The 15,629-nt window shown below is 71.0% G+C and carries 9 protein-coding genes and 1 pseudogene; 5 read left to right on the plus strand and 5 right to left on the minus strand.

Annotation, left to right across the window (positions count from 1 at the left end):
* Positions 1-34: 34 nt before the first annotated feature.
* Positions 35-3,418 carry an RHS repeat-associated core domain-containing protein gene (locus JJV70_RS13400; protein ID WP_219048113.1) on the minus strand — a complete coding sequence of 1,128 codons (3,384 nt, stop codon included), beginning with the start codon at positions 3,416-3,418 and terminating at the stop codon, positions 35-37.
* Positions 3,419-3,870: 452 nt separating this feature from the next.
* On the opposite strand from JJV70_RS13400, the pseudogene JJV70_RS13405 reads away from it, so the two are divergent.
* Positions 3,871-4,712 (plus strand): annotated as a pseudogene (locus JJV70_RS13405) (helix-turn-helix domain-containing protein).
* Positions 4,694-4,903: a DUF397 domain-containing protein gene (locus JJV70_RS13410; protein WP_219048114.1), complete on the plus strand. Its 210-nt coding sequence runs from the start codon at positions 4,694-4,696 to the stop codon at positions 4,901-4,903. Before JJV70_RS13405 ends, JJV70_RS13410 begins: the two are co-directional and overlap by 19 nt.
* A gap of 231 nt (positions 4,904-5,134) precedes the next feature.
* Here JJV70_RS13410 and JJV70_RS13415 read toward each other — a convergent pair whose 3' ends face one another.
* Together JJV70_RS13415 and JJV70_RS13420 are read right to left on the minus strand one after the other, a co-directional pair.
* Positions 5,135-8,938, minus strand: coding sequence for an ABC transporter ATP-binding protein (locus tag JJV70_RS13415; protein WP_219048115.1), 3,804 nt, complete (start codon positions 8,936-8,938; stop codon positions 5,135-5,137).
* Positions 8,939-9,080: 142 nt separating this feature from the next.
* Positions 9,081-9,725, minus strand: a complete 645-nt coding sequence (locus JJV70_RS13420) for an ATP-binding protein (RefSeq protein WP_219048116.1) — start codon at positions 9,723-9,725, stop codon at positions 9,081-9,083.
* A gap of 397 nt (positions 9,726-10,122) precedes the next feature.
* Between JJV70_RS13420 and JJV70_RS13425 the strand changes: the two genes are divergently transcribed.
* On the plus strand, positions 10,123-10,329 hold the full coding sequence (locus tag JJV70_RS13425) for a DUF397 domain-containing protein (RefSeq protein WP_257573931.1): 207 nt from the start codon (positions 10,123-10,125) through the stop codon (positions 10,327-10,329).
* Positions 10,330-10,516: 187 nt separating this feature from the next.
* Complete coding sequence (locus tag JJV70_RS13430) at positions 10,517-11,419, plus strand: helix-turn-helix transcriptional regulator (protein ID WP_219048118.1); 903 nt, start codon at positions 10,517-10,519, stop codon at positions 11,417-11,419.
* Between the two features lie 150 nt (positions 11,420-11,569).
* Here JJV70_RS13430 and gdhA read toward each other — a convergent pair whose 3' ends face one another.
* Together gdhA and speB are read right to left on the minus strand one after the other, a co-directional pair.
* Complete coding sequence (gdhA, locus tag JJV70_RS13435; RefSeq protein WP_219048119.1) at positions 11,570-12,922, minus strand: NADP-specific glutamate dehydrogenase; 1,353 nt, start codon at positions 12,920-12,922, stop codon at positions 11,570-11,572.
* Positions 12,923-13,550: 628 nt separating this feature from the next.
* The gene (speB, locus tag JJV70_RS13440; RefSeq protein WP_219048120.1) at positions 13,551-14,540 is read right to left on the minus strand and encodes an agmatinase; all 990 of its coding nucleotides are present in this window, start codon (positions 14,538-14,540) and stop codon (positions 13,551-13,553) included.
* A 115-nt stretch (positions 14,541-14,655) separates the two neighbouring features.
* On the opposite strand from speB, the gene JJV70_RS13445 reads away from it, so the two are divergent.
* Positions 14,656-15,486, plus strand: coding sequence for a phosphatase (locus JJV70_RS13445; protein WP_257573908.1), 831 nt, complete (start codon positions 14,656-14,658; stop codon positions 15,484-15,486).
* Positions 15,487-15,629 lie beyond the last annotated feature (143 nt).

Raw genomic sequence — 15,629 nt, forward strand, 5'->3', positions numbered from 1 at the left:
TTCCGCACACGTCTAAATTGCTAGACCTGTTGAATCACGGCGAAAGCCAAGACTCAACTGCGGCTCCGGTGTTTGCTCCAGCGGCAAAGCAGCCAGCCGTAGCCAGAAACCCACTGGATGCGCCCACTGAGGCAGTACATATGGAGCCGACCACGACTCCCGCTGCAAGAGAAGCAGACTCCCGGGCAGCACCGGTCCAGTCTCCTTCAGCTATTTTCTGTCCGATCTCTACCACATTGACAACGTCCCCTACCTTGCCCAAGGCGTCGGAGATGCCTCCCTTGCTCAACAGGCCGCTTTGGTCGATGCGGTTGGTGGGGTCGCCTTCGGCGTAGAGGTAGGGGTTGACTTCCTGGCCGCTGGGGTCGGGCTGGGTGAAGCGGCCCAGGGTGGGGTCGTAGAAGCGGGCGTTGAGGTGGTAGAGGCCGGTCGGGTCCTGGTAGCCGGCGGCGAACCGGTAGGGCTGGGGGGCCTCCTGGGTGGTTTTGTCAGTGCGGAGGGTGCCGGTGGGGGTGTAGGCGTAGGTGTTGGCCTTCGCGCCGGTCTCGTCGGTCATGGCGATGACGGAGCCGAGGGCGTCGGTGAGGTAGTAGTACGCCTTACCTTCGGACGTCATGGAGTTGAGCGTGCCCCCGGGTTCGCGGATGAACCCTGTCTCATTGACCTCCGGGCCGGAGACCGTGGCTTGGCGGGTGACGCCTACGGGGCCGTTGAAGAGCCAGGTGTCGCCGAAGCGGCGGCGTTCGCTCTGGTCGGTGGAGGCGTACTCGGCGTCGTAGGTGGTGCCGTCCACGGTGACGGAGGTCATCTGGGAGTAGTGCGACCACGTGGTGTCGGTGCGGGCTGTCTCGGGGGTGGGGGCCGCAGCCAGCTCGTTGCCGGTTTCGTCGTAGGACCAGCCGGTGGTGTCGTCGTTCTTGGCGGTCAGCTGGGAGGCGTCGTTGTAGGTGTAAGTGGTAGCTGCTGGGCAGCCGGACGTGGTGCCCTGGGAGGTGAGGTTGCCCGCCGGGTTCCAGCAGTATTGCCAGGTGGCGCCGTCGCCGGACTCCGAGGCGCGGGCCAGGCGTCCGGCCTCGTTGTAGGTGTAGGTGGTCGTGGTGTCGGTGGTGTGGTCGGTCTTGGTGCGGATCTTGGTGCCGTCTGCCGCCTCACCGCCCGCAGTGTAGGAGTAGTCGTAGGACAGCTCGGTGAGGGTGCCCTCGGGTGAGGTGGCCTTGATGCGCGTGGGGCGGCTGGATTCGTCCAGCGTCACGGTCTGGGTGGTGCCGCCGGGGTAGGTCGTTTCCGTGCGGGCGTCGTTGTTGTCGTACGCGTAGGTGGTTTTGCGGTCCTCGGGGTCCTTCAGCCATTCCAGGCGATTGGCCGCGTCCCAGTGGTAGTCGGTGGTGCCGCCGGGGTCGGTGTAGGTGTCCACGTTGCCGTCGGCGGTGTAGGTGAGCACCGTTTGGGTGCCACCGTACCGAGTGCTGCGCACGGTCTCGCGGGACAGCGGGTCGTAGGCGTAGTTCATCACCCCGGTGTCGTCGGTACGCGAGGTGAGGTTGCCGTCGCCGTCGTAGGTGTACTTGACCGTGGTGTAGTTGGCGGAGACCTGGGTGACGCGGTCCCGTTCGTCGTAGCTGTACACCGTCTGGACGCCGCGTCCGTCCACCACCGTGGCGGGGCGGCCCTTGCGGTCGTAGGTGTAGGTGGTGGTGCCCATCGGCGTGGGCGGGGTGACCTTCTTGAGGTTGCCTTTGCTGTCGTACTCGAACTTCGTCACCTTGCCGCCCGCGTCCTTGGCGGAGCAGCGCTGGCCTTCGAAGCCGCCGCAGTGCGGGGTGTCGTCGTTGTAGGTGAACTCCCGCGTGCCGCCGCCCGCGCCGGAGACGGCGACGGAGGTGGTGTTGCCGGAGGCGTCGTAGGAGTAGTCGGTCTTCTCACCATCGGGGGAGGTGAGGGTGCCGGGGAGGTCGGTGCCCGCGATGGTCTGGTAGCCGGTCAGCGCGGCCGTGGCCCCGGTGGGCAGCTGGGCGGAGGTGGGGTTGTTGCGGGAGTCCCAGCCGTAGGCAGCGGTGTTGCCCGGGGTGCTGCCAGTACCCATGGCGTCGGTGGCGGTGACGACGTTGTGCGCGTCGTAGGACCGCGAACGCTCGTGGCCCAGCGGGTCTATGACCTTCTCGACCTCGCCGTCCGCGTTGTGCTCGTACTTCGTGGCGTGGCCGAGTGGGTCGGTGGCCGTGGTGGTACCCGCGTCGCCGGGTGAGGCTGCGGTGTACGCGTAGCGGTAGGTGGGGCCGGTGTGGCCGGAGCCGTCGAACTCGGTGGCGCGGAGCATGGAGGTGACGCGGTTGTGGGCGTCGTAGGTGAAGACGGTGACGCGGCCTTCGGGAGTGGTGATCTTCGTCAGGCGGCGGTCGCTGTCGTAATCGAAGGTCGTCTTCTTGCCTTCGGTGTCGATCGTCTCCGCGAGGTCTCCGGCCTGGTTGAGGTTGAAGACGGCGGTGCGGCCGGTGTGGTCCTTGGCCTGCCACTGGTTGCCGTGCGTCTTCACCAGGTCAACCCAGCGGCCCGAGCGTTCCTCCGTGAGTTTGAAGCCCTTGTGCTCGGCACCTTCGTCGTGCTGATCGACGGTGATCCGGCCGCCGTTGCGGTCTTCCACGCTCGTCAGGGTGCCGTGGGTGCTGAAGTGGTCCTTCATGCCCGACTTGCGGTCGGTGAGGGTGTAGGAGCCGTCGTCGTCGCGGGTCAGGTCCTTGCTGGAGCCGTCCGGCGTGGTGAAGGAGTCGCCGTCCTTCGCGAACCGTACGGACGCGCCGGTCTCGTCGTAGAAGACCACGGCGTCCTGCTGCACCAGCAGGTAACGCTCGTACTCCTGCCACCACCGCTGGGAGACCTTGCCCCACGGGGCGTCGAGGGAGTTGTAGGTGCGCGCCAGGCGCAGGTTCTGCCCGACACCGGCGACGTCGAAGTCAGTGGCGGCCAGCATCAGGTTGCCGGTGGAGTAGTTGATCCGCGCCACCAGGGAATCGGTGACCCGGATATCGGTGATCTCGTGCCAGGGCACGTCCCCCTGGCCCTCGGGCACGTGGGCAGAGGTGGCGGTGGTAGCGGCGGACTCGGCGCTCGGGGCGGCCCTGAGCCCCTTGGGCTTCTTGCCGCCCTTGCCCTCGGTGGCCCGGCGCTCCTCGGCCTCGCGCCACTGTGAGACCTCTTGCGACGGGGCTTGTTCCCCGGCCGACTTGGGTGGCTTGGTCGTGCCCACCTTCACCGGCGGCACCTTGACTTCCCCGCCATTGCCCCATATCGACTCGGGAGTCGGACGCGGGTCCGGGTCCGGCGCGGCGGCCGCAGGAACCACGCTGGCGGTGGTGGCCAGCGCCGCGACCACGGCGACCACGGCGGATCTGACGGATGTGCGGGCACGCCGAGACGGCATGCCCGAAGCACGCGTAGACAAAATCTTCCCCCCAGGAAGACCCCCGGGCGGCCCCAGTGGCCGCCACAGCAGGCGCACCCTGACACACGCGTTGCAGTAGTCGCACTCCTGTTCCCCACAACACGGCGGCCACACCCGCCATTTCTCGCCAACCTCTGCCACACCTTCGCGCCCACCGCTCCCTTGCCTTCGGGCAAATGTTGAGCGGGAGCACCCGTGGCGGGAAGGCTCCGAGATTGGCTTGATCTCACCCCGGAACCCTCAGTTCCCCTTCGCTGCCGGTGTCGCGTTACTTGCTGGTTCGCCTGCGGTGACCCGATCGCCGGGAATACGCTGAGTAGTGCCGGTACTACGAGAAGAGAGCCCGAGAGAGACTGACGGGGTGTCACTCGGCGCGGTCATGTGCCGCCTGCCCTCGGGCAGAACCGCCGCCACCACGGAAGGAGCGCCGCATGCCGCAGCGTCGAGTCATCACGAATCGGAGCCAGCAGCCGCGCCAGCGGTTCGCCGAGGAACTGCGCAGGCTGCGGGTACAACGAGGCATCAGTCTCCGCCAACTCGGCGAACGACTGGGGTGGGACTGGTCGCTGTTCGGCAAGATGGAGAAAGGCGAGACGATCGGCAGCCCCGAAGTCGCCGAAGCCCTGGACAAGTTCTACGGCACACCTGGACTGCTGCTGGCCCTGTGGGAGCTGGCCGCCGGTGACAAGACCCAGTTCCGCGAGCAGTACCGCCGGTACATGGACTTGGAGGGGACGGCGGTCAGTCTGTGGCACTTCGCCGTGAGCGTCCTGCCGGGGCTGTTGCAGACCCCGGGCTACGCCCGGGAGGTGCTGACCGCTGGCGGCTCAAGGGACGCGACCTGGATCAGCAGGTTGATGCGCGCATGGGTCGGCAAGCACTACTGGAGGGCGAGAACCCCTCACCGTTTCGAACAGTTCTCTCTGAGTCGGTCTTGCGGACGCCGATGAGCGACGCGGCCGAGTGGCGCATACAGCTGGAGCACCTAGCGGCAATGGCAGAACGGCCCTACGTCACCGTTCACGTGCTGCGGGACAGTGCTGGCTTGCACGGACTGCTGGGACACGACGTCTGGTTCCTGCTCATGCCAGACAGACGCACGGTGGTCTACACCGAGAACGGCTACAGGGGTGAGTTGATCGAGGAAGCAGCACCGGTGTGCCGCCTCCAGCAAGCGTACGATGCGGTGCGTGACTTGGCTCTCACGCCAGCCGAGTCCCAGAAGTTCATCCTGCGGACCATGGAGGAAGTACCGTGCGATCCATCGACTTGACTGCCGCCCACTGGCGTAAGAGCAGCTACAGCAACCAAGACGGTGGCGCGTGCGTCGAGGTCTCCGACGACTTCAGCGCCGTCGTACCGGTGCGTGACAGCAAGGAGCCACACGGCCCCGCCCTCGCCTTCCCGGCAGACGGCTGGGCCTCCTTCGTCGGCGCGGTGAAGGGCGGGCGGCTCAGCGCCTGAGGACACGAGCGCGCGACGGCCCCGGCGGTCAGCGGATCGCCGGGGCCGTCGCCTGGGCGCGCGTAGCTGCCAGACGCGCGGGCTACTTCGGCGGGCCGCCCGCGCCGCAAGCGGTGCTCACCGTGGTTCACGCGTCGCCACCCGGCAATCGGCGTCGCGCGTGTGGCTGGCCGTGTGGCAGGGGTGCGCGGGCCTTCCCCTCAGCGCCCCGTCGATCTGTCTTGACGCCGGTTACGCCGGGGCCGGGGTGCCGGAGTAGGTGTGCCACAGGGCCGCGTAGGGGCCGTCGGCCGCGAGCAGTTCCGCGTGGGTGCCGTCCTCCACCACGCGTCCCTGGTCGAGGACCAGCACGCGGTCCGCGCGCGCCGCCGTGGTCAGGCGGTGGGCGACGACCAGGGTGGTGCGGCGTCCGGCCAGCGCGTCCGTCGCCTGGTTGACCAGTGACTCCGTGGCCAGGTCGAGCGCGGCCGTCGCCTCGTCCAGCAGCAGCACTGCCGGGTCCACCAGCTCCGCCCGGGCCAGGGCTATGAGCTGGCGCTGACCGGCCGACAGGTTGCGGCCGCGTTCGCCGACGGGGTGCAGGTAGCCGCCGGGCAAGGCGGCCACCATGTCGTGCGCGCCCACCGCGCGGGCGGCGGCCTCCACCTCGGCGTCGGTCGCGTCGGCCCGCCCGTAGGCGATGGCGTCGCGCACGGTGCCGGGGAAGAGGTACGGCTCTTGCGGCACGACGCCCAGGTGGCCGCGGTACTCCGCCAGGTCGTACTCCCGCACGTCCACGCCGTCGATCTCCACCGCGCCGGAGGTCGGGTCGTAGAACCGGGCGACGAGCTTGACCAGGGTGGACTTGCCCGCGCCCGTCTCGCCGACGAACGCGACAGTCTGTCCGGCCGGGATCGTCAGGTCCACGCCCTCCAGCGCGGCTTCGGCCAGCTCCGCGCCGTCGGCCGCGCGGTAGTGGAACCGCACGTCCCGGAAGGTGATCTCCCCGCGCGGACGCTGAAGGGTGCGCGGTGTGGCGGGCGGCGGTGTGGTCGTCTGCTCACGCAGCAACTCCTGGACGCGGCCGAGGGAGACGACGGCCTGCTGATAGCCGTCGAACACCTGGGACAGCTGCTGCACCGGCGCGAAGAACAGCTCGATGTAGAGCAGGTAGGCCACCAGAGCTCCGGCCGTCAGGGTGCCCGCGGCCACCCGGTCGGCGCCGACCACCAGCACTCCGGCTGTGGCCAGCGCGGCGAGCAGCTGTACGAACGGGAAGTACACCGACACCAGCCACTGGCCGCGCACCCGGGCCCTGCGGTAGCCGTCGCTGCGCTCGGCGAAGCGGTCGGCGCCGCGCTCCTCGCGACGGAACGCCTGCACCATGCGCAGCCCGGCCACCGACTCCTGGAGGTCGGCGTTGACGACGCTGACCCGCTCGCGCGCCAGCTCGTACGCCTTGACGCTCTGCCTCCGGAAGAACACCGTGCCGATCGCCAGCAGCGGCAGGGTGGCGAAGACGACGAGGGCGAGCTGGAGGTCGAGCACCAGCAGCGCGACCAGGATGCCGAGGAACGTCAGCAGCGAGACGACGGCGGTGACCAGGCCCGTCTGGAGGAACGTGGACAGCGCGTCCACGTCGGTCGTCATCCGCGTCATGACGGCGCCGGTGAGGTGCCGCTCGTAGTAGTCCAGGCCGAGGCGCTGGAGCTGGGCGAAGATCTTCACCCGCAGGGCGTACAGGACGCGCTCGCCGGTGCGGCCGGTCAGCCGGATGGCGAGGATTTGCGCGCCCCACTGGGCCAGGACGACGGCGAGCGCGAGCGTGGCGGCGGCCCACACCGCGCCCAGCGCCTGCCGCCCCACGCCCTCGTCGATCCCGTGCCGGATGAGGATGGGCAGCGCGAGCATGGCCACCGCGTCCAGGGCCAGGAAGCCGAGCGCGACGGCCAGGGGGCGCCCGAACCCGCGCAGCAGGCGCCGCAACCGGTAGGAACGCTCGCCCTGGTGCTCGGGCTCGGGCCGCTCGGCCTGCTCCTCGTCCACCTGTGGGACGTCGGTGGCGGGCGGCAGCGCGGCGACGCGGGCCCGCAGCTCGGGCGTGCCGGGGGTGGCGGCCAGTTCGGCGCCCCAGCTGCCGGGGCGCCCGGACTGCGCGGCGGCCGTGGCCTGGGTGCCCGCGCCCTCGACGTCGCCCGCCTCGCTGTCCTTGCGCACCCACAGGGCGGGGGTGACGCCATCCACGACGCGGTGCCGGTCGTGGGCGGCCTGGCCGGCCGGGTCCCGGGCGATGTCGCCCAGCTCGTCCGGGTCGGTGAGCAGGCGGCGGTAGAGGGGGCAGCGCTGAGTCAGCTCCTCGTGGGTGGCCGCGTCCACCAGGCGACCGCCGTCGAGCACGGCGATGCGGTCGGCGAGGGCGAGCGTGGACTGGCGGTGGGCGATGAGCAGCGTGGTGCGGCCGTGCATGACGCCGCGCAGCGCCTCGTGGATCTCGTGCTCGATGCGGGCGTCCACCGCGGAGGTGGCGTCGTCCAGGATCAGCAGGCGCGGGTCGGTGAGGATGGCCCGGGCCAGGGCGATGCGCTGGCGCTGGCCGCCGGAGAGCGTGAGCCCCTGCTCGCCGACGACGGTGTCGTAGCCGTCGGCCAGCTCGGTGATGAAGCCGTCGGCCTGGGCGGCGCGGGCGGCGGCGCGGACCTGTGCGTCGGTGGCGTCGGGGGCGCCGAAGGCGATGTTCTCGCGGACGGAGGAGGAGAACAGGAAGCTGTTCTCCGGTACCAGGCCGATCGCGGAGCGCAGCGAGGCCAGGGTCAGGTCCCGCACGTCGTGGCCGCCGACGCGGACGGCGCCGCCGGTCACGTCGTAGTAGCGCGGCAGCAGCATCGACACCGTGGACTTGCCGCTGCCGCTGGTGCCGACGACGGCCAGGGTCTCGCCCGGGCTGATGGTCAGGCTGACGCCGTCGAGCACGGGGTGCTCGGGGTCGTAGCCGAAGGTGACGTCGTCGAACTCGACGGAGGCGGGCGCGTCGGCGGGCAGCTCGTGCGCGCCGGGCCGCTCGGCCATCTGCGGCTCGGCGTCGATCAGCTCGTAGACGCGCTCGACGCCCGCCCGCGCCTGCTGCCCGATCGTCAGCATCGCGGCCAGCATGCGCACCGGGCCGACCAGCTGCGCGAGGTAGGTGGAGAACGCGACGAACGTGCCCAGTGTGATCTGCCCGTTCACCGCCATCCAGCCGCCGAGCGCCAGCATGGCGACCTGGCCGAACGACGGGATCGCCTGGAGTGCGGGCGTGTACCGCGCGTTCAGCTTGACCGTGCGCAGCCGGGCGGCGAACAGGACCCGGCTGACCTCCCGCAGCTTGCTCTGTTCCTGCCGTTCCTGCCCGAAGCCCTTCACCACGCGGACGCCGGTGATCGCGCCGTCCACCACGGAGGCCACGGCCCCGGCCTGCTGCTGGGCGTACCAGGTGGCCGGAAACAGCCGGGTGCGGCTGAGGTTGGCGATCCACCACAGCAGCGGGAAGACGGCCAGCGAGACGAGGGTCAGCAGCGGCGAGAGGATCACCATGACGACGAGCGCCGTGAGGAACAGCAGCACGTTGCCGATCATCATCGGGACCATGAACAGCAGGCTCTGTACGAGCTGGAGGTCGCTGGTGCCACGGCCGACGACCTGGCCGGTGGACAGCTCGTCCTGGCTGCGGCCGTCCAGCCGCACGATGGCGCCGTACATGTCGGTCCGCAGGTCGTGCTGGACGTCCAGCGCGAGCCGCCCGCCGTAGTAGCGCCGCAGGTAGGTGAGGCCGTAGACGACCACGGCGGAGGCGATCAGCAGGCTGATCCACAGCGGCATGCTGCCGGTGTCGCCCGCGGTGATGTCGTCAATCACGGCCTTGGTGATCAGCGGGACGAGGGCCAGCACGCCCATCCCGGCGAGCGAGGCGCCCAGGGCGAGCAGCACGTTGCGGCGGTAGCGCCAGCAGTGCGCCGCCAGCCGCCTGGCCCATCCGGGCCCGTGGCCCGCGTCCGCCTCCGTACCGCTCCCCGTACTCACTGAAAGGCCCGCCCCTTCCGCGCGCTATTCCTACCCGCCAGAACAGCCCAACACCGCCGGGCCCGCATTTCATTCCGGGCGGGGCCACGGCCCCGCCGGGCAGATTCCGCCAGGCTGGCGCCAGCTGGCCGGTGGGGCCGCGTTACAGCTGGGAGCGTCCGTCGGCGGGCCGCAGACCGACCCCGGCGAGCCACGGCGGCCGGGTCCCGCCGAGGATCTCGACGAGCATCAGCAGCCGGGTCAGCGCGTCCCACTCCGCGCCGTCGTGGGCGTCGGCCGCGCACAGCCCCTCGGGCGGCGGGACGAGTCCGGCGGCCTCGTCGCAGTCGTCGGCCTCGGGGGTGGTGAAGCGGGCCCAGACCGCCTTGCCGTTCGGCCCCGGTGTCGTCCAGCCCCAGGCGTCGGCGAGGTAGTCGACGATCTCCAGTCCGCGTCCGCTCTCGGCGAGCTCGTCGGCGTCGCGCACGGCGGGGGCGGAGCAGCCGGGGTCGATGACCGCGCACAGCACGGTGTGGCCCTGGCGCAGCATGCTCAGCATGACGGGCTGGGTGCTGGGCGGGACCCAGGGCTGCATGCTGTGACACAGGGCGTTGGTGACCATCTCCGACACCGAGACGGAGATGTCGTCGGTCAGCTCCTCCAGGCCCCAGCCGCGCAGCGCCGTGCGCGCGTAGCCACGGGCCGTGCCGGGCGAGCGGGGGCCGCATTCGAGCGTCCACGCCGCGAAGGCCGTGCTGTCAGCGCTGTCTGCGCTGACAGCACCGCTGGCGCTGTCGGCTGGCTCCATGGCGGAGAAGGGGGCAGGGGAGGGGCTGAGGGTGAGACCGGTGGGGTCGGGGGGAGGAAAGCTCGCCCACCTCGCCGGATGGTTCATCGTCGAAACCCCGCAGCCGTTCATTGGGTGGCGGTGGGTGGCGGTCACGTCGCTGGGAACACCCTTGCGCAACCCATCCTGTGGCATCTGTACTTACGGCTGCAAGTGCGGATGCAAGTACAGCTGTAAGTACGGGGGCTTGTGAGGCACTATTTTCGCCAGTGATCACACCGGTGCTGACGTGACAGAAGAGGCAGAAATGGCAGGTAAGGCAGGTTGGACGACCGCGTCGCACCCCCGGGGGGCCGACCGGTTCGACGCGTCCGGCAGCCCGGACGGAGATTATGGCAACGGTCTCCCCGCGAGCGCGCTGCACGGAGTGCGGTGGCGCAAGAGCCACCGCAGCAACCCCAGCGGCAACTGCGTCGAGCTGGCCGAGCTGCCCAGCGGCGGCGTGGCGGTGCGCAACTCCCGCTTCCCCTCCGGGCCCGCGCTGATCTACACCGACGCCGAGATCGCGGCGTTCATCCGGGGCGCCAAGGACGGCGACTTCGACGACCTGGTGACCGGATGGTAACCCTGAGCGCCCGCTGTACAGACGGTCCGGCGTAATGGGACACTGAGCCGCCGTCCCTTACCGAACGCATATGCGGCCCGCATGGGCCACCCCGCACGGGTCGGAGCACGCCGGACCCCGCCCGGCGCACCCGCCGACCGCAGACCCGGCGCACCCGCCGACCGACGAGCCGTCAGGAGCAGGCCCGATGTCAGCCCAGCCCGAGCAGGACTCCCCGGTACGGCGTCTCCTCGCCCAGCCGCGCGGCGGCCCCACGGTGCTGCGCATCGTGCTCGGCACCCACCTGCGGCGGCTGCGCGAGGCCAGCGGCATCACCCGCGAGGCGGCCGGTGAGGCCATCCGCGGCTCGCACGCCAAGATCAGCCGCCTGGAGCTGGGCCGCGTCGGCTACAAGGAGCGGGACGTCGCCGACCTGCTGACCCTCTACGGCGTGCGCGACCCGCTCCAGCGCGAGGAGTTCCTCACCCTCGCCCGGCACGCCAACAGCCCCGGCTGGTGGCACCAGTACAGCGACGTGCTCCCCACCTGGTTCGAGACGCTGCTCGGCCTGGAAGAGGCGGCGTCGGTGATCCGCACCTACGAGGTGCAGTTCGTGCCCGGCCTGCTCCAGACGGCCGACTACGCGCGGGAGGTGGCCAGGCTCGGCCACGCCCGCGCCTCGCAGGAGGAGATCGAACGCCGCGTCAGGCTGCGCATGCGGCGCCAGGAGCTGCTGACCCAGCAGCACGGGCCGCGCCTGTGGGCCGTCATCGACGAGGCGGCCCTGCGGCGTCCGCTGGGCGGGCCCGAGGTGATGCGGGCGCAGATCACGCACCTGCTGGAGATCGGCGAGCGGGCCAACGTCACCCTCCAGGTGGCGCCGTTTCGCATCGGCGGACTCGCCGCGGCCGGCGGTCCGGTCACGCTGCTGCGGTTCAACGAGCCGGACCTGCCCGACATCGTCTACCTCGAACAGCTCACCTCCGCGCTGTACCTGGACAAGCGCGCCGAGGTGGAGACGTACATGGTCGTCATGGACCGGCTGAGCGCCGCCGCCGACACGCACGACCGCTCGGTGACGTTTCTGCGGGACCTGCTCACGGAGTACTAGCCGCCCGCGCCGTCGCCAGGTCACGCCCGGGCCGGGAGACGACGGCGTCCCGCGCGCACCTCGCCCGGCATCCGGCGCCGTCGCACGTGCCGGGCGCGCGGAGCCCACCGCCCGCCCGGCACGCCCAGCCCGCGTCTTCAGATCACGCCTTCAGATCACGCCCTGCGCGAGCATCGCGTCGGCCACCCGCTCGAAGCCGGCGATGTTCGCGCCGAGTACGTAGTCACCGGGCGCGCCGTACCGCTCGGCGGTCTCGTAGCAGGTGGCGTGGATGTCGCGCATGATGTCCGCGAGCCGCTGTTCGACCTGCGGGTGCGTCCACCGCTCCCGGGCCGCGTTCTGGCTCATCTCCAGCGCGCTGGTGGCCACCCCGCCCGCGTTCGCCGCCTTGCCCGGGCCGAAGGCCACCCCCGCCTCGGTGAACACCCGCACGGCCTGGGGCGTGGTGGGCATGTTGGCGCCCTCGGCGACGGCCTTGACCCCGTTGCGCACCAGCGCGCGGGCGGCGTCGGCGTCCAGCTCGTTCTGCGTGGCGCACGGTAGGGCGACATCAGCGGGAACGTCCCAGACGCTGCCGCCACAGACGTAGCGGGCCGAGGAGCCACGCCGCTCGGCGTAGTCGCTGACCCGGCCGCGCTCGACCTCCTTGACCTGCCGGAGCAGTTCGACGTCGATGCCCTTGTCGTCCACCACGTAGCCGCTGGAGTCGGAGCAGGTGAGCACGTTGGCGCCGAGTGCCTGGGCCTTCTCGGCGGCATAGAGGGCGACGTTGCCTGACCCGGAGACGGCGACCTGCTGCCCGTCCATATCCCCGTCGGCCCCGCCGTCCCCGCCGCGCGCGCGGAGCATCTCGGCCGCGAACAGCACGGCGCCGTAGCCGGTGGCCTCCTTGCGCGCCAGTGAGCCGCCCCACTGCGGCGACTTGCCGGTCAGCACCCCGGCCTCCCAGCGGTTGGTGATGCGCCGGTACTGGCCGAACAGGTAGCCGAGCTCCCGGGCGCCGACGCCTATGTCCCCGGCCGGTACGTCGGTGTACTCGCCGAGGTGGCGGTGCAGCTCGGTCATGAACGACTGGCAGAAGCGCATCACCTCGGCGTCGGAGCGGCCGCGCGGGTCGAAGTCGCTGCCGCCCTTGCCGCCGCCGATGCCGAGCCCCGTCAGCGCGTTCTTGAAGATCTGCTCGAAGCCGAGGAACTTGACGATGCCGAGGTTGACGGAGGGGTGGAAGCGCAGGCCGCCCTTGTAGGGGCCAAGAGCGCTGTTGTATTCGACGCGGAAGCCGCGGTTGACCTGGACCCGTCCGGCGTCGTCCTGCCACGGCACGCGGAAGATGACCTGCCGCTCGGGCTCGCAGAGCCGTTCCACGATCCGGGCCTCGGCCAGTTCCGGCCGGGCCGCGAGCACGGGGTCGAGCGTCTCCAGGACCTCCTTCACGGCCTGGTGGAACTCCGGCTCGCCGGGGTTGCGCCGCGTGACCTCGTCGTACAGCGACTCGTTGCCCATCACGTCATCCTCTCCCTGGCCTGCTGTGGAGCTGACGGTAGAGGGCCGGAGCGGCTACAGGTACGAAACTGTTGCCGATGCCACACAGCGGTAACCGCCGCGCACCTGTGCACGGCGCACTGGGAGACCGCTCTTTCGGCGCGTTGAGCGATGGTTTTCGGCCATGTTCCGGACGGCTCGGAAGTCCCCGTTGACACGGAAAACTGGGCAGCGCGCACAGTCACCACCGCAACATCGCTGGTGGGGCGCGTGTAACCGGCCGGTTACTGACGCGTAAGCGTATTACTTCCTGCCACTGATTTAACACGCAACGTTACTGATTCTGTTCGGTCGGGGTGCGAACCGCGGAGATTCCCGACAGACTTCCTCACGCAATCCCGCGGGACGGGGTGTCGAAAGACGCTCGGCGGCGGTGCTGGCCCTGTGGGGGGTGCTGGCTCGCTTGTGCCACCAGCGCGACGCCCCGCGTGAACGGCCCTGGAGAGAGGCCTGACTCTCCGGGGCCGTTCCTCTTTCCCCGCTTTCCCCGCCCGCGTGTCCCCACCCACACCCGCCCCTGCGTCCGGGCCTGCGGCCGACGGCAGCAGGGAAGACCGCCCGGCCGCAGGCCCGGCCCGCGTGGGGTCGGTTACTCCCCCGCCGACGCGGACGCCGCGATCTGGCGGGACATGATCGTCGTCAGCTCGTACGCCGTGTGCGACGCCGCGACGGAGGTGATCTCCGCGTGGTCGTACGCCGGGGCGACCTCCACCAGGTCGGCGGAGACCAGGTGGCAGCCGGACAGGCCGCGCAGGATCTCCAGCAGCTCGCGCGAGGTGATGCCGCCGGCCTCCGGGGTGCCGGTACCCGGTGCGTGCGCGGGGTCGAGCACGTCGATGTCGATGGAGATGTACAGCGGCCGGTCGCCGATGCGCTGGCGCAGCTGGTCGGTGACCTCGTCCACGCCGCGCCGCATGACGTCGGCGGAGGTGACGATGCCGAAGCCCATCTTCTCGTCGTCGTCCAGGTCCTTCTTGCCGTACAGCGGCCCGCGCGTACCGACGTGGGAGAGGGCGGAGGTGTCGAGAATGCCCTCCTCCACCGCGCGGCGGAACGGGGTGCCGTGGGTGTACTCGGCGCCGAAGTAGGTGTCCCAGGTGTCCAGGTGCGCGTCGAAGTGCAGCAGCGCGACGGGGCCGTGCTTGCGGGCCATCGAGCGCAGCAGCGGCAGGGCGATGGTGTGGTCGCCGCCGAGCGTCATCATGCGGGCGCCGGTGTCGAGGATCTCGTCGGCGGCGGCCTGCACCGTCTCGACGGCCTCGTTGATGTTGAACGGGTTCACCGCGATGTCACCGGCGTCGGCGACCTGCGCGAGGGCGAACGGCGACGCGTCCTGCGCCGGGTTGTAGGGACGCAGCAGCCGCGACGCCTCCCGGATGGCGTTGCCGCCGAAGCGGGCGCCGGGGCGGTAGGAGACGCCCGAGTCGAAGGGGACGCCGACGACCGCGACGTCAGCGCCGCCGACCTCGTCCAGCCGGGGCAGGCGGGCGAAGGTCGCCGGTCCGGCGTACCGGGGTACCCGGGAGGAATCGACGGGACCGACGGGACGGGCGGTGGGGTGGGGGCTCGTCTCACTCATACCGGGGAGGCTAGGCGGCCCGGACCCGACCGGGACATGGACGTTTCTGAGCGGCCGGGGGCCGTCTTTTGGACACTTGGTCCAGGGAGCCGACCGCACACGCGACAATGGCGGCATGCCCGCACCCATGGAGCCACCGCCCTTCCCGCCGGCGCAACGGCCCGCCGCCGTGCCCACCCGCGCCGAGCTGTTCGCCCACCTGCGGCACACCCGGATCGCCGGGGAGGTCGCCACTCCCCGGGAGAACAACCTCGCGCACTACCGGGCGCTGGCCAACGGGGATCGCCACTACTGGTTCGGCCTGGAGCTGGGCGAGCGGTGGAGCGACGAGCAGGACGTACTCGCGGTCATGGCCGAACGCGCGGGCGTCGTGGACGACCCGGGCCACCGCGCGGGCCAGGACACCATCGACCCGGACCTGACGCTCGACGCCCTGGAGCGGGCCGCGGTACGGCTGCGCAAGGCCGCCGACGCCGGGGAGCGGGTGCTGCTGGCCACCGGCCACCCCGGCGGCCTGCTGGACGTGCACCGGGCGGTCGCCGGGGCGCTGCGCGCGGCCGGGTGCCCCATCGTGCGGGTGCCGCTGGGCCTGGTGGCCGACCAGGGCGTGGTGGTGCAGCTCGCCGACGTCGCGATGCACGAGCGCGGCGCGACCCTGTGGCACACCCACTCCCCCGAGCCGATGCGGGCCATCCTGGACGCGCTGCCCCAGCACGGCGAGCCGCTGCCGGACCTGGTGTTCGCCGACCACGGCTGGGCGGGGTGCGCCGGGCAGCACGGCCTGGACACGATCGGCTTCGCCGACTCCAACGACCCCGCGCTCTTCCTCGCCGAGGCCGAGGGCACCCTCACGGTCACCGTCCCGCTGGACGACCACGTGGTGAACCCGCGCTTCTACGAGCCGATGACGGCGTACCTGCTCGCCGCCGCCGGACTCACCGCCTGAGCCACCCGGCGCCACGCGGCTCTGGCCAGGCGCCAGGCGGAGCCGCCCGCACCGCACCGGAGCCGCCCGCGCCGCGCCTCAGGTGCGGCGCGGCACGCGGACGTCGCCCTCCCGGGTCCCGGACGCCACCGGCCTACCGCCGT

This window comes from Streptomyces sp. JJ66 (assembly GCF_019303495.1).
Taxonomy (GTDB): domain Bacteria; phylum Actinomycetota; class Actinomycetes; order Streptomycetales; family Streptomycetaceae; genus Streptomyces.

Excerpts from the sequence above, each read along its gene's own strand:
- JJV70_RS13400 (WP_219048113.1), bottom strand. The coding sequence starts at position 3,418 with ATGCCGTCTCGGCGTGCCCGCACATCCGTCAGATCCGCCGTGGTCGCC.
- JJV70_RS13420 (WP_219048116.1), bottom strand. The coding sequence starts at position 9,725 with ATGGAGCCAGCCGACAGCGCCAGCGGTGCTGTCAGCGCAGACAGCGCT.
- JJV70_RS13430 (WP_219048118.1), top strand. The coding sequence starts at position 10,517 with ATGTCAGCCCAGCCCGAGCAGGACTCCCCGGTACGGCGTCTCCTCGCC.
- gdhA (WP_219048119.1), bottom strand. The coding sequence starts at position 12,922 with ATGGGCAACGAGTCGCTGTACGACGAGGTCACGCGGCGCAACCCCGGC.
- speB (WP_219048120.1), bottom strand. The coding sequence starts at position 14,540 with ATGAGTGAGACGAGCCCCCACCCCACCGCCCGTCCCGTCGGTCCCGTC.
- JJV70_RS13445 (WP_257573908.1), top strand. The coding sequence starts at position 14,656 with ATGCCCGCACCCATGGAGCCACCGCCCTTCCCGCCGGCGCAACGGCCC.